Genomic DNA, 16,700 nt, shown 5'->3' on the forward strand with positions numbered 1-16,700 from the left:
CGACCGCCTCGCGCCGGCTGCGCCGAGGGCGGCCAGCGCGTCGTCGCCGGCGGTGCCGTAGCGTCACCGGGACGAACAGCGCCGGACGCGCTGTGAGCCCGGCGAACGCGGTGTAGGCGGTGCGCAGGCCGGTGACGATCTGCTCCCGCGGGACGTCCCATCCGTCGGAGGCCAGTGCGGGCTCCTCCAGCTGCACCCAGGCGGCACCGGCGTCATGGAGGGCGCCGAGCAGGGCGGAGTAGGCGGCCACCAGCTCATCGAGCCGGTCGAACCGGGACTCCTGGGCGAGGGCGCCGTCGGTGCCGCCGGTGGGGCTCTCGGCGGAGCTGACGGCCTTGGCCAGCAGCAGGAAGCTCACCGGGCCCAGCAGGGTGGGGCGGGGGAGGGCCGCGCCGGCCGTCTCGGCGGCCAGGTCGCGGAAGGCGCGGAAGCGCTCGACGACGGCGTCCGTCTGAGCGGAGAAGGCGACGTCGGGCTCGATCTCCGGCACGTAGTAGTGATAGTTGGTGTCGAACCACTTGGTCAGCTCCAGCGGCTCCACCGTGGAGGTGCCGCGGGCCAACGCAGAGACCAGGGCCAGGCCCTCGCCGGTGTCCGGGGAGGTGGCGGAGAAGCCCGCCTCACGGAAGCGCCGCGGCACCAGGCCGAGCAGCACGGAGGCGTCCAGGACCTGATCGATCACGGCGCCGTCGGCCGGGATCGCCGAGTCCGACTTCAGGCCCAGGCCTGCCAGACGGCCCAGGGTGCGGGCGCGGTGAGCGCGGATCGCCTCGCGCAGCGCAGCGACGTCGCCGCCGCGCCAGTGTGCCTCCAGCGCCTTCTTGATCTCCCGATTGGGTCCGATGCGCGGGTAGCCGAGCACGGTCGCCGGCAGGGCGGGAACCTGAGCGGGCGGCTGGTCCTCGGGGCGGGCAGGTGTGGTGGTCATGATGTCTCCTCTGTCAGGTGTGTCAGATGTGTCTGGTGTGTCAGATGTGTATGGGGTCAGATGCAGGTGATGGACGGATCGCAGGGGCCCGGGCGGTTCGTTCCGGGCGAGGCCGCAGGGCGCACCAGGACAGCCGACCGCGACGCGGTCCGCAGGAATGACGGGTCCCTGTCAGGCAGGGAGCAGTGTGCTCCGGCGTCAGGGCAGCTCGGGCAGGACCCGCTGCTGACGTGCGGCGTCTCGGATCCTCAGGTGATCGAGGATCGCCAGGGCGGCCGGGTGCTGGTTGAAGGTGAACAGGTGCAGGCCGGGACATCCGAGCTCGAGGACCGCGTCGATCAGGTTCAGAGTGGCGGCCACCCCGCGGCGTCGTCGCTCGGCCGGGTCGGCGACGTCGAGGTAGTCGAGCAGGTGCTGCGGCACCGGAACTCCCGAGATCTCCTCCAGGCGTCGCAGCCGCTTGGGGCTGGTCAGCGGGGCCAGTCCGGCGACCACCGGCAGGTGGATGCCCTGGGATCGGGCGTCGTCCACCAGGCGGGCGTAGTCCTCGGGGTCGTAGAAGACCTGGGTGATGGCGTAGTCGGCGCCGGCCTCCTGCTTCTCCCACAGTGCGCACAGGTCCGCCTCGTGGTCCCGGTCCGTGCCGGAGGGCGGATAGGCGGCCACTGAGATGGACACCGGGCGGGCGCCGGGCCCCTCGGGTGGGTCGAGGCGCTCCTGCTCCACCTCCCGGACCAGACGCACCACCTCGGCGGCGCGGTTCAGGCCTGCGGGCTGGTGGATCCACTCCCGGGCACCGCCCGGTGGGTCCCCACGCAGGGCCAGGACGTCCCGGACGCCGAGGTCCAGCAGCTGCTCCACTGCCCGGCGCACCTGGGCAGGAGATCTTCCGGCGCTGATGAGGTGCGCCATCACGGGGGAGGGAGTGCTCCGGAGCAGGTGCCGGATGACCTCCAGATTGGCCCCCTCGGGCTGGTTGTGGCCATGGGTGACGGAGAAGTAGTCCGGACCGGCCTCGGCCAGCAGCTCGATGCTGCGCCAGGGGTCGCGGCCGGCGGTGGCGGGACGCGGCGGGAAGACCTCGAAAGAGATCAGCGACCGGCGTCGGGTGCGCTGCACCAGGTAGGAGGTGTGCGGCGTGTGGTCGTCAGAATCCAGGGCGTGCTGAGGCAGAGTGCCGGCGGACGGCACAGATGGTGTCATGGAGGGTCCTCCGTGTGGGGCGTTCATCATCGTTCATGAGGCGCCACAGGGAGGCTTCCCCTGCGCCGTGCTTGCCGCTGAAGATAAATCCATCTCAGTGAATACGAGCTTCGCGGCCGGATCGTCATCTGGGGCACCCCGTCACGCGGGAAAGGGTTGCCGACCGGCCAAGCCAGAGCCTGTGTGACCGGTTCTCGTGATCCTTCGGTGTTCTTCTCTGCCACGACGCTAACACGGCCGGGCATGCGAGAGAAGGGCCGACGTCATGGATGACGCTATATGAACATAATGAACACGCGGCGCCGACGTGGGGTGTGCCGCAGGGTGTGAGGCGTGTCCACGCGCCTCGTGGGGCGGTGCATCGACCGTGTCATGCAGGAGGGTCGCCGAGCGTGGCGAGGAGCTCTCCGATGCTGTGGTGGCGCTCGAGGGGGTGTCGAAGGGGCCGGTCGCGATGGATTCGATATCGATTGCGGCGACCTTCGCGCTCCTTGTCGACGTATCCGTCGGCGATCAGATCCGCCAGGATCCGCTGGGCGGCGCGCTCGGTGATCCCGACCTTCCGGGCGATCTCCCGGACGAGCATGCCGGGCTCTCTGGCGACGCAGAGGATGACATGGGCGTGGTTGGTGAGGAAGGTCCACTCTGAATCCGGCACGGGGTCAGTATAGATCCAGGGTGACAGAACAAGCACGAAACAAAAGTCGTGTATTGTGTGTCAGCAATGCGGTCGCCGCCTGGTGGCCCCGTCGTGCAGGACCCTCCCGGAAGGACCCGCCGCATGCTCGACCCGGTCATCCTCTTCTTCGTCCTCGGCATCGCGGCCGGACTGCTGCGTTCCGAGCTGCGGCTGCCTGCCGCCGTCTATGAGCTGGTGACCATCGTGCTGCTGCTGGCCATCGGGCTCAAAGGGGGCGTGGAGCTGGCGAAGCAGCCCCTGGGTGAGCTGCTGCCGCAGATGGTCGGAGTGGTGGCCATGGGGTTCCTCCTCGCCCTCGCCGCGTTCCCTGTGCTCCGCCTCCTGGGACGGCTGGCTCGCGTGGATGCTGCGTCGATCGCCGCGCACTATGGCTCAGTGAGCGTCGGCACCTACGCTGTGGCCGTTGCCTATCTCGGCAGTCGCGGTGTGCCTTTCGAAGAACATATGCCGTTGCTGCTGGTCCTTCTGGAGGTGCCGGCGATCCTCGTCGGGATCGTGCTCGCCAGGGGTGTCAGCCGGTCCACACGCTGGGGCTCGGTGATGCACGAGGTGTTCCTGGGCAAGGGCATCGTGCTCCTGCTAGGGGGTCTGCTCATCGGCTGGGCCGCCGGGCCTGAGGGCGTCGTTCCGCTCGAGCCTCTGTTCATGGACCTCTTCAAGGGGGTTCTGGCATTGTTCCTCCTGGAGATGGGGCTCATCACAGCAGGCCAGGTAGGAGGGCTCCGGAGACATGGGGTGTTTCTGGGCGCATTCGCCATCGGTATGCCGCTGTTCTCCGCAGTGGTGGGCACGGGAACAGCCATGCTGCTGGGCCTCTCCCTCGGGGGCACGGTGGTGCTGGCGACGCTGGCTGCCAGCGCGTCCTACATCGCGGTCCCGGCCGCCATGCGCATCTCCGTGCCGGAGGCGAATCCGACGCTGTCCTTGGCCGCCGCCCTGGGCATCACTTTTCCGTTCAACGTCCTGATCGGCATACCCATCTACCACGCCATGGCCACCTGGGTGCATGGCTAGGAGCAGGCTCATGGAACCGCACGCGCGCAAACTGCTGACCATCGTCACCGAGGCGGCCCTGGAGGGAAAGATCCTGCGTGATCTGGAGCAGCTCGGCACTCGTGGGCATACGATCACCGACGCCCGGGGAAAGGGCCGCCGAGGAGTGCGCGATGCAGGCTGGGAGGCCAGCGCGAACATCCGCGTGGAGGTCGTCTGTGACGCGGGCACCGCTCAGGCGGTCTCTGCGTATCTGCGGGAGCACTACTACCGGGATTACGCGATGACCGTGTGGGTCATCGATGTCGAGGTGCTGCGTCCCGAGAAGTTCTGACCTCGGTTCCGCCTAGGCTGATATGCATGCCTGACCAGTACCTGAAGAACGAGATGCGCCGGAATGTGCGGAAATCGATGCGCCGGTCGCTGCACACTGCTTCCAGGAGCGCCGGAGGCGGCAGGTCGCGCAGACGCCGTCGCAGCGGCAGTCAGGGACTGCTGTGGTGGTTGCTCGGGCTCGTGCTGGTGGTCCTCCTCGGCGCGCTGATCAGCTGGATCCAGAGCCCGGGAGAAGGTGCCGCCCCGTCGCCGTCGGAGGACGGTGAAGACGCCACCCTCGTGCGCGTGGTCGACGGCGATACGCTCGTCGTGGAGCTGGACGGAGAGGAGGAGCGGGTTCGGCTCCTGAACATCGACACCCCGGAGTCGGTGCACCCTCACCAGCCGGTCGAATGTCTGGGTCCGGAGTCCTCGGCGCATATGGAGTCACTGGTCGCCCCGGGGGATCCCGTCATCCTGGAGTTCGACCAGGAGCGCACCGACCGGTATGACCGCCTGCTCGCCGGAGTATGGGCCGACGACGTGCTGCTGAACGTCCAGATGGCCCGGGACGGCTTCGGGGTTCCGGTCCACTATCCTCCCAACGACCGCTTCCTCGGCCCCGTGGAAGAGGCCTGGGCTCAGGCGGAGGAGGACGGCGTCGGGCTCTTCGCCGAGGATCTGGACTGCGAGCCAGCGCTGCCCTGAGGCCTTCGGCCGCTCGGCGGAAATAGGATGGAGGCATGAGCAGCTCCCCGACGTCGGCGACCCGGCGGCAGAAGATCGTCGTGGCGACCGGCACCATCGGCGTCCTGGGTGCCGTCACCGCTGGCAGCTGGCTCATGATCGACGGCACCATCGACGTCGCGATCGTCGGTGGGGGCGCCATTCCGGCCGGGGAGGACTGCCCCAGCCGCACCTTGTCGCCCGTGGTTCCCGAACGGGTGCCGGTGGAGGTGCTCAACTCCACCAACGAGCCAGGGCTCGCCGGTGACGTCGCCGACGAGCTGGCAGACCGGGACTTCCGAGTGGAATCCGTGGACAACGACTATTTCGCCGACACCGGCTTCGATGTGATCATCCGCGCCGGTGAGCGAGGGCTGCGCCAGGCCTATACCGTGCAGCGTCACATCCCCGGGGCTCTGGTGGACGTCGATGGCCGTGACGACTTCACGGTGGATGTGGTCCTCGGTTCGGAGTTCGCCGGCCTCCTGGACGTCGAGGAGATCGAGATGGAGCCCGGTCAGTTGGACTGCACCGGCTCCGGAGGGTGACCTGGGATCGACCGGATCAGACGGTGATCGACGGCATGAGACGACGATGGGCCGCCCCGAGGCGTTCGGGGCGGCCCATCGGCTGTCCGCACGGCGACGGTGCGGGGAGGCTCAGGCCTCGGCGTCCTTCCAGCGGCGTGCGCGGATGAACGAACGCACACCGGCGATGATGTAGACGATCAGCAGCACGAAGGTGATGGTGCTGACGATGACGGCGGCGGGGCGCTCGGCCTCGCCGGCGAACAGCTCGCCCAGCTGCATCACGTTCATCGAGGTGCCGATGACGCCGAGCAGCGCCACCACCAGGGCGATGTGGATGCCGATCTTCGCGTTCTTGAAGCCGATGAGACCGCTGATCAGCAGCACGACGCCGAGGATCGCGGGGATCAAGGCGGTCCAGCTGGCGAATGAGGTGGCGATGTAGGCGATGATGCCGAGCAGGATCAGGATCCCGCCCAGGCCGACGGTGATGCGGGGCATGGCGCTCCTTGGGGTCGGTGGAGATGGATTCTTCTACGCAGTGTAGTAGAACTGAGGGCTCAGTGAGGAGGGCAGAGGCCCTGAGGCCCAGCTCGCCGCGTGTCAGCTCACCTTCGTCCAGGTGCCGCAGGCCTCCGAGTTGACCACGAGCTGTTCGTGGTCGACGAGGGTGATCCGCAGCGGCTCGCCGAACTCGGGATCATCGCGGGGGACGAAACCTGAGTCCAGGGTGTGACCGTCCCCGCGCAGGTCCCGGAAGACGTCCCACCAGCACAGCATCGTGTCCTCATCCCACTCCAGCTCATAGGTTCCGGGCTCCACATGCTCGCCGACGACGTGCATGCCGGTGCCGAACTCGTCGGCAGGCCGCTCCGGGAAGGTGTCCTCCAGCGGGAGCCAGTCGCCGCAGTCCACCGAGTCGAGGATCTCCCCCTCCTCCAGGACCGCGATCCCGCGGTCGTCGGCCCCGGTGCGCCGCACGGTGGATTCGCCGACGTCGGCGTAGATGACATAGAAGCAGACCGCGTCCTCCGGGCCCGATCCGGGGTCCTGGCGGTAGGTGCCGGGCAGGATGTCCTCTCCGACGACGAGGCCCTCACCATCGGAGAAGGCCTCGCCGCCGGCGGGAAGGAGATCCTCATGGCCGCTCTTCTCCGGGCGTGCCTCGCCGCCGAGCGGGCCGGTCGCCCGGTCCTCACCGGCGGTGCCGCGGCCATCGCCCTCGTCGGTCGGGGTTCCCCCGTGGGGGTTCGCGGTCAGGATCAGCCCGAGGACGAGCAGGAGCAGCAGCAGGCCCAGCCCGCCGATGACGCCGAGGCCCCAGCGGTACTCCGCGAGGAATCCGCGCGCCGAGGATGCTCGGGCGGCCTCGACCTCGGCGCCGGGCATGGGTGAGGCGGCGGATCCCGGGGAAGCGGGGGAGGCAGCGGAAGCGGAGGAGGCAGGGGAATCTGCAGACTCGGTCGCGTCAGGCGGCACGGGCTCGTCCGGACGCGCTGTGCTCATCGATCGGTGGTCTCCATCCGCTGGATGTGTCGCTGCTGGTGTGCCGCCTGACGTGGGCGTGTCGTCTCGGCGGAGGTCGTCGTCCCGGGTGGTGCGGGGCCCATTCAACACCAGAGTCGTGGCCCGCGCAGTCCGCCAAGCACGCGCGTCAGCAGATGAGACGGAACGGCGATCCGGCTCCCGTCACCGAGGCTCCAGCCGCACTGCGCCGTCGAGCCTGATCACCTCACCGTTGAGCATGGGATTCTCGATGATCTGGCGCACCAGCAGGGCGTAGTCGGCAGGCCGGCCCAGCCGTGCGGGATGGGGCGTCTTCGAGGCCAGCGACTCGCGGGCATCCTCAGGCAGCCCCGCCATCATCGGCGTCTCGAACAGGCCAGGGGCGATGGTCACAGTGCGGATCTGGGAGGAGGCCAGTTCGCGGGCGACCGGCAGCGTCATCGAGGCCACGGCGCCCTTGGAGGCCGCGTAGGCGACCTGGCCGATCTGTCCCTCATAGGCGGCCACGGAAGCGGTGTTGATGAGCACGCCGCGGTCCTCGCCGTCGAGTTCGTTCTCGCGCATCGCCGCGGCGGCCTGCGCCATCATGTTGACCGTGCCGCCCGCGTTGATGGACAGCACCTTCATGAAGTCCTCCATCGGCAGCGTCCCGCCGCGGCCCACCAGTCGGCCCGGAGTCGCGATGCCCGCACAGCTGACCAGCACCCGCAGCGGCCCCAGCTCCTGGGCCTGGGCGACTGCCCGCACAGCGGTCTCGGGGTCGGTGACGTCGCCGGGGCAGAATCGGGCGCGGTCTCCGAGACGTGCCACCGCCTCGGCACGCGTGACGCCGTCGGGGCTCGCCTCGCCGCCGTCGGGAAGGTCCACGACGACGACACCGGCTCCGGCGTCGTGCAGCATCTGGGCCGTCTCTCGCCCGAGCCGGAGGCCCCGCCGGTGACGATCGCGCTGGCCTGGGTCAGATCCATCGATGTGTCCTCTCCGAGTCGGATGTCGTCTGTGTCACAAGACTACGGCGGAGCGGTGACGGCGCCCAGCGAGGGGCCCTCTCGTCGATCTTCGCGAGACTTAAGCGCTTTTTCCCTGATCAGGACCGCCATCGTGGGTGATCCACCATGAGTTCCCGCGCTTCTTGTCGCAGCGCGAAGAAGTGAAGATCTTTTCTTATATTTCTGTGGTCAGGGGGTTCAAGAGGGCCGAAAACTGGAGAAGTACCAACCACTGGTCGACGATCCATTGGTCACCGATTCGAAGGAGAACACTGTGACTGCCACCGTCAACGCAAGCACTGACATCCGCGGAGACTTCGAGGAGCGCGTGGAGCGCATCCAGCAGGACTGGGACACCAACCCGCGGTGGAAGAACGTGCGGCGCGACTACGGCGCCGACGAGGTGGCCAAGCTGCAGGGCTCGGTGCAGGAGGAGCACACGCTGGCCAAGCGGGGCTCGCAGAAGCTCTGGGAGCAGCTGACCGCCGAGCACGCCGAGGGGACCTACACCAACTCCCTGGGTGCGCTGACCGGCAACATGGCCGTCCAGCAGGTCAAGGCCGGGCTGCGGGCCATCTACCTCTCCGGATGGCAGGTCGCCGGTGACGCCAACCTCTCCGGCAACACCTATCCCGACCAGTCGCTCTACCCGGCCAACTCGGTGCCGAACGTGGTGCGCCGCATCAACAACGCCCTGCAGCGCGCCGACCAGATCGAGTACCTCGAGGGAATCCGCACGGTGGAGGACTGGCTGGTGCCGATCATCGCCGACGCCGAGGCCGGCTTCGGCGGTCCCCTCAATGCCTACGAGCTGATGCGGTCGATGATCGGCGCCGGCGCCTCCGGCGTCCACTGGGAGGACCAGCTGGCCTCCGAGAAGAAGTGCGGCCACCTGGGCGGCAAGGTGCTGATCCCCACCGGGCAGCACATCCGCACCCTGCAGGCGGCCCGCCTGGCGGCCGACGTCGCGAACACCCCCTCGGTGATCATCGCTCGCACCGACGCAGAGGCGGCCACCCTGATCACCTCCGATGTGGACGAGCGCGACGCCGAGTTCCTCACTGGGGAGCGCACCGCAGAGGGCTTCTACAAGGTCCGCAACGGCATCGAGCCCTGCATCGCCCGGGCCAAGGCCTACGCGCCCTACTCCGATCTGATCTGGATGGAGACCGGCACCCCGGACCTGGAGTACGCCAAGCAGTTCGCCGAGGCGGTGAAGTCCGAGCACCCGGACCAGATGCTGGCCTACAACTGCTCCCCGTCCTTCAACTGGAGGAAGCACCTCGACGACGACACGATCGCCAAGTTCCAGCGCGAGCTGGGCGCGATGGGCTTCACCTTCCAGTTCATCACCCTGGCCGGGTTCCACGCCCTGAACTACTCGATGTTCGAGCTGGCCAAGGGCTACAAGTCGGAGCAGATGAAGGCCTACGTGGAGCTGCAGGAGAAGGAGTTCGCCGCCGAGGACCAGGGCTACACCGCCACCCGCCACCAGCGGGAGGTCGGCACCGGCTACTTCGACGCCATCTCCACCACGCTCAACCCCGAGTCCTCCACCGTCGCGCTGAAGGGCTCCACCGAAGAAGGACAGTTCCACTGAACCGAGCCGGAGCTGGGCGACGGCCTCGATGAGGAGGCCGTCGCCGCTCCTGCCGCTGAGACTCCCGAGGAGAAAGCCATGAACACCCCCGAACTCTCGATCACGATCAACGGCATCGCCCTGTCGGCACCCCGGGTGCCGCGACAGAAGGAGGTCCTCACCGCCGAGGCCCTCAGCTTCCTGGCCGCGCTCCACGAGGAGTTCGGTGCACGGGCCGCAGCCCTGGGCGTGCGGGAGGACGGCTCAGGTGCCGACCCCGTCATCGAGGCCTCCTGGCGCGCGCTGATCACCAAACAGCTGGCTGAGCCGCCGAGCTCCATCGTCCGGCCCCGCTGCCTGGGCCGTCGTGAGGGGCGCATGTTCCACCGGGGTGAGGCCCTCTCCGCCGGGCTCGTGGACTTCGGCATCCACGTCCACCACAACGCGCGGCGCCTGCTGGCCGAGGGGCGCGCTCCCTACGTGGAGCTGCCGCCCTTCGACCGGGAGGAGGAGGTCACGCTGTGGCAGGAGATCTTCAGCCGCACCGAGCAGCTGCTGGAGCTCTCGGAAGGCACGATCCGTGCCATCCACCTGAATAAGCGGGCCGCCGCCGAGACGCGGTCCGCCCGGACGGCCGGCTCCTCTGATGGGCGCCGGCGGCTCGCCGAGGCGGCAGCGTAGGGACCTGCCCCACGCGTCGGCGAGCCCGAAGCCGGGATCCGCGCTCTGACTCGGGCGCGGACGCCCTGGCCGGCACGACGGACCGCCTCCTGCCGCACTGATGTCCAGGCAGGAGGCGGTCCGCGGTGCCAGATGTGAAGAGGGCGCCGCCGGAGCCGATGACGCCTGGTCAGCGTCGTCGGCCCCGGCGGCGCCGTGGCCTGGGCGAGTCCCGCAGTCCGGGCTCAACACGCAGCGGGGCTCAACACGCAGCGGGACTCAGCGCTCAGTGGAAGCTGAAGAGCCCCAGGGTCAGGGCGGCGAGCATCACCAGGAGGGAGAAGCCCCAGATGATGAAGAAGGAGTACCGCAGGTGCTGACCCAGATTCGCTCCGGACAGGCCCAGCGCCAGCCACAGGGCGGGAGAGAACGGGCTGACGAAGGTGCCGATCACATTGCCGGCCATCATCGCGTGGGCGACCTCCATGGAACCGATCCCGAACTGCGCCGACGTGGCGTCCACCAACGGCAGCACCGAGAAGTAGTAGGCGTCGGTGGAGGTCAGCAGATCCATGGGCACGCCCAGCACACCCATGATGATGTGCAGGTTCGCCCCGGCGGCATCCGGAATCACCGCCAGGGTGGACAGCGCCACCGACTCCAGCATCTCGGACTCGTTGAGCACGCCGAGGAACACCGAGGCGCCCAGGATCACCGCACCCATCATCAGCGCATTCGGCGCATGCGCCCGGATGCGCTCCATCTGCAGGTTCGAGCCCTTGAAGTTCAGCGGCAGCGCGATGGCCACGCCCAGCATGAACGCCAGCGGCGGGGGCAGGATGTCGGCGAGCATCAGGCCGATGACGCCCAGCGCCAGCACCGCGTTGGCCCAGAAGATCACCGGATGGGAGTTCATCCGCTCCACGATCTCGGCACGCGCGTAGTGCTGGCGTTCGGTGAACTCGTCGGCGATCTGCCGCACGTCCACGGCTTCGGGGGCATCGGCGTCGCCCGCCACCACGCGGCGTCGGATGCGCCGGACCTCGCGCATCCCCAGCAGCCAGGCGATCCCCAGCACCAGCACCACCGCGACCACCTGCACCGGGATCAGGGGACGGTAGAGCTCCACCGGGTCGATGCCCGTCACGGAGGCCGCGCGGCCCAGCGGGCCGCCCCACGGGATCATGTTGATGATGCCCGCCGAGAGGGCCAGCAGGAGCAGCAGCAGGTACCGGCTCATGTGCAGCGCCTGATAGAGCGGCAGCAGGGCCGGGACGGTGAGCAGGAAGGTGGTCGCGCCGGCGCCGTCGATATGCGCCACGATGCCGATCAGCGCGGTGCCGACCGCCACCAGGACCACCCGGCCGCGGGTGAGCAGGATCAGCGACCGGACGATCGGGTCGAAGAGTCCGGCGTCGGAGAGGATGCCGAAGAACAGGATCGCGAAGATGAACATCACCACGACGCTCATCACCTGGTCGACGCCGGAGTCGAAGAACTCCACGATGTCGCCCACCCCGAAGCCGACCAGCAGCGCCCCGACGATGGGGGTCACCACCATGGCCACCACCGGGGAGACCTTGTTCCACATCAGCAGGCCGACGGTCACGGCGATGATGCCGAGCCCGCCGACGGTCAGAAGAGTTGAAGGCTCGTCCATGAGCTGCTCCAGTCTGTGGGAGGTTCCGTCAGGATCAGTGGTCGGGCTCGCACCAGGGCCACAGGGCCTGGGAGCCGCATCACACCCTAACCCGGTCCTCACAGATGTGCACGCTGGATCTGTAGAATGAGCGGCATGCGGCCCGTGCCAGAGCAGGCGCGCCCAGCGCGGACGACGACGTCGCCGGCCGGCACCGGGGCGGCCCGCCCCACCGGCCGGACGCACCTGCGCGCCGACTTGACGCCCGACGCCTCCGCCCCCCGACGGAGGCTCGGAGCTGGACCTCATCGCCCTGGGCCGCCGCGTGCGCCACCTGCGCAAGCAGGCCGGCATGACGCTGGACGACCTCGCCTCTCAGCTGGGCACCGCGCCCAGCCAGCTCTCCCTGCTGGAGAACGGCAAGCGGGAGCCGAAGATCTCCCAGCTCAACCAGGTGGCGCGAGTGTTCGGCGTCGGGCTCGACGACCTCTTCGGCGCGGAGCCTCCCTCCCGGCGGGCGGCGCTGGAGATCGAACTGGAGAAGGCCCAGCGCGGCCCCCTCTACGCGTCGCTGAACCTGCCCACGGTGCGCATCAGCAGCCGCCTGCCGATGGACGTGCTCGAATCCTTGGTGGGGCTGCAGCGGGAGCTGCGGCGCCGGCTGGAGGAGCAGGCCGCCACGCCGGAGGAGGCCCGGCGGGCCAACACCGAGCTGCGCGAGGAGATGCGGGCGAAGAACAACTACTACCCGGAGATCGAGGCCGCCGCGCAGGAGCTGCTCGACGCCGTCGGGCACGGCTCCGGGCCGCTGTCCCACCACGTGGCCGCCGACATCGCCGAACATCTCGGGTTCTCCCTGCGGTTCGTGCCCAACCTGCCCAACTCCACCCGCTCGGTGACCGACCAGCGCAACCGGATCATCTACATGACCCAGGGGCGCTCCCGCGACTGGGACGCGCGCTCCGTGCTGCTCCAGGCGCTGGGGCACCACGTGCTGGGGCACACCGAGCCGGAGGACTACTCGGACTTCCTGCGCCAGCGGGTCTACACCAACTACTTCGCCGCCTCGCTGCTGATGCCGGAACGGACCACCGTGGAGTTCCTGCAGGGGGCCAAGTCCCGCAAGGAGCTGGCGATCGAGGACCTTCGGGACGCCTTCGCGGTCTCCTACGAGTCCGCCGCCCACCGGTTCACCAACCTGGCCACCGAACACCTGGGCATCACGTGCCACTTCCAGAAGGTCCACGAGTCGGGCATCATCCACAAGGCCTATGAGAACGACGGCGTGAACTTCCCCGCCGACCATTCCGGGGCCATCGAAGGGCAGACGGTCTGTCGGTACTGGACCTCCCGGATGGTCTTCGACGTCGAGGACAAGTTCCGGTCGTTCAACCAGTACACCGACACCTCCGTCGGCACCTTCTGGTGCACCGCCCGCACAGAGGGCCATTCCTCAGGCATGTACTCATTGAGCATCGGAGTGCCCTTCGAGCACGTGAAGTGGTTCCGCGGCCGGGACACCGCGGAACGGTGCACCTCCCGGTGTCCTGAGGATCCCACGTGCTGCCGGCGGCCCCCGCAGGAGCTCGCCGACGTGTGGGAGGGGAAGGCCTGGCCGGCCGCCCGTGCCAACACGCATCTGCTGGCCGCCATGCCTCAGGGGGCGTTCCCCGGGGTGGACACCACGGAGGTCTACGAGTTCCTCGCCCGGCATCAGGACCGCGGCTGAGGCTTCTGCGGACCAGCTCGCTGCGGTGAGGCGGGCGGCTCAGGGGCGGCGCGGCCTGCGGCTCACACCCTGCTTGACGCTGAACCGGCCGTGCAGCAGCCAGTAGAGGATCAGGGTGGAGGCCACCAGGACTGCGCAGGCGGCGAACATGATCCGGTAGCTGCCGAACTCCACCAGCGGGCCCAGCACGAGCGGGGAGAGCCCGAAGCCGGTGTCGAGCAGGATGAAGAACGTGGAGATGCCGATGCTGGTGCGTGTGGTGGGCAGCATGGAGGCGATCGTGGCCTGGAAGGCCGGCAGCAGGGCGCCGAAGCCGAGGCCGGCGAGCACCCCCGCGACCATGATCACCGTCTGGTTCGGCGACCAGGCCAGCAGACCCAGGGCGACCGCGTAGAGCACGATGGTCGGGTAGACCACCACGTTGTCCCCGTACCGGTCCTGGATCCTGCCGGCGAAGAGTCGGGTGACCAGCACGGCGGCCGCGTAGATGACGAAGAACAGGGACGCGGCGGTGACCATGCCCTCGCTACGGGCGAAGCCGTTGAGGAAGGTCATGATGGAAGCGAAGCCGAAGCCCAGCAGCATGGCGATCGCGGCCAGCGCGAAGGCGCGGGGCTCGATGATGTCCGCCGGGCGCAGGCGCAGCCGGTCCCGCCAGCGGTCGGGCACGTGCTCGGCCTCCGGCATGCGGATCAGCAGCGCGGCGATCAGGCCGATCACCGAGACCACGGAGGTGCTGACGAACATGGCCCAGAACCCCAGGTGCTGGGTCAGCTGCAGGGTCAGCATGGGGCCGATCGCCGGCGGGAGAGCCACCGCCAGCATGTAGTAGCCGGCGCCCTCGCCTCGGCGTGAGGCGGGGATCAGGGAGAACACCGCGGCGTTGAGGGCCGTCTGCCCGAAGCCGAAGGCGACGCCGTGGACCACGCGCAGGGCGATGAGCACCTCATAGCTGTCCACCCACAGATAGGCGAGCCCGGCGAGCACATAGATGGCCAGGCAGGCGATCATGGTGCGCCGGCGGCCCAGGAACTCCACATACTTGCCCGCCGCGAACCGGGAGACCAGTGCGCCGATGACGAACGCGGAGGCTGCGAACCCGGCGGCGGTCTGACCGCTGCGGAACTCCTCCACCGCGAAGACGGCCATGCCGGTGACCAGCATGTAGAACACCAGCGCGAAGATGACGTTGATGACGATCGCCAGCAGGAAGTCCTTGGTGAACAGCCGCGGCCGCTCCATGCTCGGCGGCGGCGCGTCGTCGGTCTGAGTGCCGGAGACGGCGGCGTCGTCGCCCTTTGCGCTCGCATCCGGCTGGTTCGCGTCCGGCTGGTTCGCGTCCGGCTGAGTGTCGTCGATCTGGCGGTGGTCGATCTGGCGGTCGTCGGCCTGGGGCTCCTCGGCGGGATCAGGCTGCTGGGGTGTCCTGCGCTCCGTGGTGTCTCCTCGTGATCGTCTCGGGACGTCGGGTGGGGCCGCTGTGTGGGCCCGTGGCGTCCGGCGGTCATGCGATACGGAATGCATTATTCCATGACGCAACAAAGTGATCCTCGTCGTCGGGCCTGTCCGGGGCGCTCGGAAGGGGAGCGCCCCTCCGGGTGACGCCCAGCTTCCTGTCAGTATCGCAGGATTGTTGAACAATCCGCAGTTCTGCGGCATGCTGGAGATCACGCACGTGATCTCGGCGACATTCCCGACGGATCGGCCCGAGTGCTCACCAGCGGCACACCAGCAGGACATCAGCAGCCCGCAGCAGACGGGCAGGGGAGGAGCACCCATGGCAGTCACCACCGGCGCACCGCGCATCGACCTGAACTCCGACGTCGGAGAGTCCTTCGGCAACTGGCGCATCGGCGACGACGGCGCCATCCTGCAGACCGTCTCCAGCGCCAACATCGCCTGCGGCTTCCACGCCGGAGATCCCCTGACCATCCAGGCCACCGCCCGCATCGCCGCCGAGAACGACGTCGCCGTCGGCGCCCACATCGGCTACCGCGACCTCGCCGGCTTCGGGCGCAGGCACCTGGAATGCTCCTACGACGAGCTCGCCGCCGACGTGCGCTACCAGCTCGGTGCCCTGCAGGCCATGGCCGGCGCCGCCGGTGCCCGCATCCGCTACGTGAAGCCCCACGGAGCCCTCTACCATGCGATGATCGGCCACGAGACCCACTCGCGGGCCGTGATCGACACCATCGCCTCCTATGACCCGGAGCTTCCTGTGCTCCTGCTGCCGGGATCGGTGGCCCTGCAGCACGCCGCCGACGCGGGACTGCGCGGCGTCGCCGAGGCCTTCGCGGACCGGAACTACAACCCCGACGGCACCCTCGTCTCGCGCCGCGAGCCCGACGCCGTCCTGCATGACACCAGCCAGGTGGTGGAGAACATGCTGCGCCTGGCCCAGGACCGGGAGATCATCGCCCGCGACGGCACCCGCATCCCCGCCGAGGCCGAGTCGATCTGCGTCCACGGCGATACCACCGGCGCCGTGGAGATGGCCCAGGCGGTCCGAGCCGCGCTGGAGGACGGCGGCGTCGAGATCCGCAGCTTCGTGGCATGACGGCGCCGATCCTCGGCGTCCGCGACGCCGGGCCGCGAGCCCTGCTGCTGGAGTTCGACGGCCTCGACGACGTCCTGGCCCACCATCAGCATCTGAGCCGTCACCCGCTGCCCGGGCAACGAGAGGCCGTCGCCGCCGCCCGCACTCTGCTGCTGCGCTTCGACGCGCCCGGGGCCACGCGCGAGGCCCGGGACGCGCTGGGCGGCCTCACCGTCGCCGCCTTCTCCGCCGAGGCTCCCAGGTGGTGGAGCTCGAGGTCGTCTACGACGGCGAGGACCTCGCCGAGGTGGCCGGCCGGGTGGGCATGAGCGTGGACGCGCTCATCGCCTGGCACACCGGCACCGAGTTCACCGGCGCCTTCGGCGGATTCGCCCCCGGCTTCACCTACTGCGTGCCGGTGGATCCCACCAGTGCCCTGGAGGTGCCGCGCCGGGACACGCCCCGCACGGCCGTGCCCGCCGGATCGGTGGCGCTCGCGGGAGAGTTCTCCGCGGTCTACCCGCGGGTCTCGCCCGGCGGATGGCAGCTGATCGGCCGCACCCCGGCCCGCATGTGGGACCTGGACCGGGAGCAGCAGGGCGAATCCCCGGCGCTGGTGCGCCCCGGCGAGTCGTGCGGCACCGAGCCGTTCGGGACGCCGCCCGGGTGA

Annotated in this window: 16 protein-coding genes, 2 pseudogenes and 1 riboswitch; of the genes and pseudogenes, 10 read left to right on the plus strand and 8 right to left on the minus strand. The window is 69.1% G+C overall.

The features are described 5' to 3' along the window. From BCY76_RS15595 to BCY76_RS15605, 3 genes and pseudogenes are all read right to left on the minus strand, one after another. Positions 1-928: pseudogene (locus tag BCY76_RS15595) on the minus strand (hypothetical protein); the annotation flags it as partial. Positions 929-1,126: 198 nt separating this feature from the next. Next, positions 1,127-2,131: a methylenetetrahydrofolate reductase gene (locus BCY76_RS15600; RefSeq protein ID WP_085437891.1), complete on the minus strand. Its 1,005-nt coding sequence runs from the start codon at positions 2,129-2,131 to the stop codon at positions 1,127-1,129. Positions 2,132-2,193: 62 nt separating this feature from the next. Continuing rightward, a riboswitch (SAM riboswitch) is annotated at positions 2,194-2,333 on the minus strand. Positions 2,334-2,501: 168 nt separating this feature from the next. Beyond that, the gene (locus tag BCY76_RS15605) at positions 2,502-2,789 is read right to left on the minus strand and encodes a helix-turn-helix transcriptional regulator (protein ID WP_070158390.1); all 288 of its coding nucleotides are present in this window, start codon (positions 2,787-2,789) and stop codon (positions 2,502-2,504) included. A gap of 123 nt (positions 2,790-2,912) precedes the next feature. Here BCY76_RS15605 and BCY76_RS15610 point away from each other — a divergent pair, with 123 nt between their 5' ends. The 4 genes from BCY76_RS15610 to BCY76_RS15625 are packed head-to-tail and all read left to right on the plus strand — an operon-like array spanning position 2,913 to position 5,413. Continuing rightward, on the plus strand, positions 2,913-3,845 hold the full coding sequence (locus BCY76_RS15610; RefSeq protein WP_070158391.1) for a sodium-dependent bicarbonate transport family permease: 933 nt from the start codon (positions 2,913-2,915) through the stop codon (positions 3,843-3,845). Positions 3,846-3,855: 10 nt separating this feature from the next. Continuing rightward, positions 3,856-4,158 (plus strand): P-II family nitrogen regulator, encoded by a 303-nt coding sequence (locus BCY76_RS15615; RefSeq protein WP_070158392.1) that lies wholly within the window; start codon positions 3,856-3,858, stop codon positions 4,156-4,158. A gap of 26 nt (positions 4,159-4,184) precedes the next feature. Further along, positions 4,185-4,847 carry a thermonuclease family protein gene (locus BCY76_RS15620; protein WP_070158393.1) on the plus strand — a complete coding sequence of 221 codons (663 nt, stop codon included), beginning with the start codon at positions 4,185-4,187 and terminating at the stop codon, positions 4,845-4,847. 35 nt (positions 4,848-4,882) lie between these two features. Continuing rightward, positions 4,883-5,413: a LytR C-terminal domain-containing protein gene (locus BCY76_RS15625; RefSeq protein ID WP_070158394.1), complete on the plus strand. Its 531-nt coding sequence runs from the start codon at positions 4,883-4,885 to the stop codon at positions 5,411-5,413. Positions 5,414-5,524: 111 nt separating this feature from the next. On the opposite strand, the gene BCY76_RS15630 is transcribed toward BCY76_RS15625, so the two are convergent. From BCY76_RS15630 to BCY76_RS15640, 3 genes and pseudogenes are all read right to left on the minus strand, one after another. Beyond that, positions 5,525-5,893 carry a hypothetical protein gene (locus tag BCY76_RS15630; protein WP_070158395.1) on the minus strand — a complete coding sequence of 123 codons (369 nt, stop codon included), beginning with the start codon at positions 5,891-5,893 and terminating at the stop codon, positions 5,525-5,527. 102 nt (positions 5,894-5,995) lie between these two features. Further along, complete coding sequence (locus BCY76_RS15635) at positions 5,996-6,898, minus strand: hypothetical protein (RefSeq protein ID WP_070158396.1); 903 nt, start codon at positions 6,896-6,898, stop codon at positions 5,996-5,998. A 183-nt stretch (positions 6,899-7,081) separates the two neighbouring features. Further along, positions 7,082-7,866: pseudogene (locus BCY76_RS15640) on the minus strand (SDR family NAD(P)-dependent oxidoreductase). Between the two features lie 325 nt (positions 7,867-8,191). On the opposite strand from BCY76_RS15640, the gene aceA reads away from it, so the two are divergent. After that, complete coding sequence (gene aceA / locus BCY76_RS15645) at positions 8,192-9,487, plus strand: isocitrate lyase (protein WP_139827842.1); 1,296 nt, start codon at positions 8,192-8,194, stop codon at positions 9,485-9,487. Positions 9,488-9,565: 78 nt separating this feature from the next. Then, on the plus strand, positions 9,566-10,147 hold the full coding sequence (locus BCY76_RS15650; RefSeq protein WP_085437893.1) for a hypothetical protein: 582 nt from the start codon (positions 9,566-9,568) through the stop codon (positions 10,145-10,147). Between the two features lie 265 nt (positions 10,148-10,412). Here the strand turns inward: BCY76_RS15650 and BCY76_RS15655 are convergent, their stop codons facing one another. Then, on the minus strand, positions 10,413-11,786 hold the full coding sequence (locus tag BCY76_RS15655; RefSeq protein ID WP_085437894.1) for a CitMHS family transporter: 1,374 nt from the start codon (positions 11,784-11,786) through the stop codon (positions 10,413-10,415). A gap of 277 nt (positions 11,787-12,063) precedes the next feature. On the opposite strand from BCY76_RS15655, the gene BCY76_RS15660 reads away from it, so the two are divergent. Further along, a complete protein-coding gene (locus BCY76_RS15660) occupies positions 12,064-13,494 on the plus strand; it encodes a helix-turn-helix domain-containing protein (protein ID WP_085437895.1) in 1,431 nt (476 codons plus the stop codon). A gap of 39 nt (positions 13,495-13,533) precedes the next feature. On the opposite strand, the gene BCY76_RS15665 is transcribed toward BCY76_RS15660, so the two are convergent. Next, positions 13,534-15,018, minus strand: a complete 1,485-nt coding sequence (locus tag BCY76_RS15665) for an MFS transporter (protein WP_170922730.1) — start codon at positions 15,016-15,018, stop codon at positions 13,534-13,536. 253 nt (positions 15,019-15,271) lie between these two features. Here BCY76_RS15665 and BCY76_RS15670 point away from each other — a divergent pair, with 253 nt between their 5' ends. From BCY76_RS15670 to BCY76_RS20115, 3 genes are read left to right on the plus strand one after another with little or no spacing between them, the layout of a single operon-like run. Beyond that, complete coding sequence (locus tag BCY76_RS15670; RefSeq protein WP_070159029.1) at positions 15,272-16,051, plus strand: LamB/YcsF family protein; 780 nt, start codon at positions 15,272-15,274, stop codon at positions 16,049-16,051. Beyond that, on the plus strand, positions 16,048-16,359 hold the full coding sequence (locus BCY76_RS20110) for a carboxyltransferase domain-containing protein (protein WP_070159028.1): 312 nt from the start codon (positions 16,048-16,050) through the stop codon (positions 16,357-16,359). Before BCY76_RS15670 ends, BCY76_RS20110 begins: the two co-directional genes overlap by 4 nt. Continuing rightward, on the plus strand, positions 16,293-16,700 hold the full coding sequence (locus tag BCY76_RS20115; RefSeq protein ID WP_272896868.1) for a 5-oxoprolinase subunit B family protein: 408 nt from the start codon (positions 16,293-16,295) through the stop codon (positions 16,698-16,700). Before BCY76_RS20110 ends, BCY76_RS20115 begins: the two co-directional genes overlap by 67 nt.

Source organism: Nesterenkonia sp. PF2B19, assembly GCF_001758425.2.
Classification (GTDB): Bacteria; Actinomycetota; Actinomycetes; order Actinomycetales; family Micrococcaceae; genus Nesterenkonia; species Nesterenkonia aethiopica.

What these genes read in the sequence shown, in the direction of transcription:
- BCY76_RS15600 (WP_085437891.1), bottom strand. Translation starts at nt 2,131, where the DNA reads ATGACACCATCTGTGCCGTCCGCCGGCACTCTGCCTCAGCACGCCCTG.
- BCY76_RS15610 (WP_070158391.1), top strand. Translation starts at nt 2,913, where the DNA reads ATGCTCGACCCGGTCATCCTCTTCTTCGTCCTCGGCATCGCGGCCGGA.
- BCY76_RS15615 (WP_070158392.1), top strand. Translation starts at nt 3,856, where the DNA reads ATGGAACCGCACGCGCGCAAACTGCTGACCATCGTCACCGAGGCGGCC.
- BCY76_RS15620 (WP_070158393.1), top strand. Translation starts at nt 4,185, where the DNA reads ATGCCTGACCAGTACCTGAAGAACGAGATGCGCCGGAATGTGCGGAAA.
- BCY76_RS15625 (WP_070158394.1), top strand. Translation starts at nt 4,883, where the DNA reads ATGAGCAGCTCCCCGACGTCGGCGACCCGGCGGCAGAAGATCGTCGTG.
- BCY76_RS15630 (WP_070158395.1), bottom strand. Translation starts at nt 5,893, where the DNA reads ATGCCCCGCATCACCGTCGGCCTGGGCGGGATCCTGATCCTGCTCGGC.
- BCY76_RS15635 (WP_070158396.1), bottom strand. Translation starts at nt 6,898, where the DNA reads ATGAGCACAGCGCGTCCGGACGAGCCCGTGCCGCCTGACGCGACCGAG.
- BCY76_RS15650 (WP_085437893.1), top strand. Translation starts at nt 9,566, where the DNA reads ATGAACACCCCCGAACTCTCGATCACGATCAACGGCATCGCCCTGTCG.
- BCY76_RS15655 (WP_085437894.1), bottom strand. Translation starts at nt 11,786, where the DNA reads ATGGACGAGCCTTCAACTCTTCTGACCGTCGGCGGGCTCGGCATCATC.
- BCY76_RS15665 (WP_170922730.1), bottom strand. Translation starts at nt 15,018, where the DNA reads ATGCATTCCGTATCGCATGACCGCCGGACGCCACGGGCCCACACAGCG.
- BCY76_RS15670 (WP_070159029.1), top strand. Translation starts at nt 15,272, where the DNA reads ATGGCAGTCACCACCGGCGCACCGCGCATCGACCTGAACTCCGACGTC.
- BCY76_RS20110 (WP_070159028.1), top strand. Translation starts at nt 16,048, where the DNA reads ATGACGGCGCCGATCCTCGGCGTCCGCGACGCCGGGCCGCGAGCCCTG.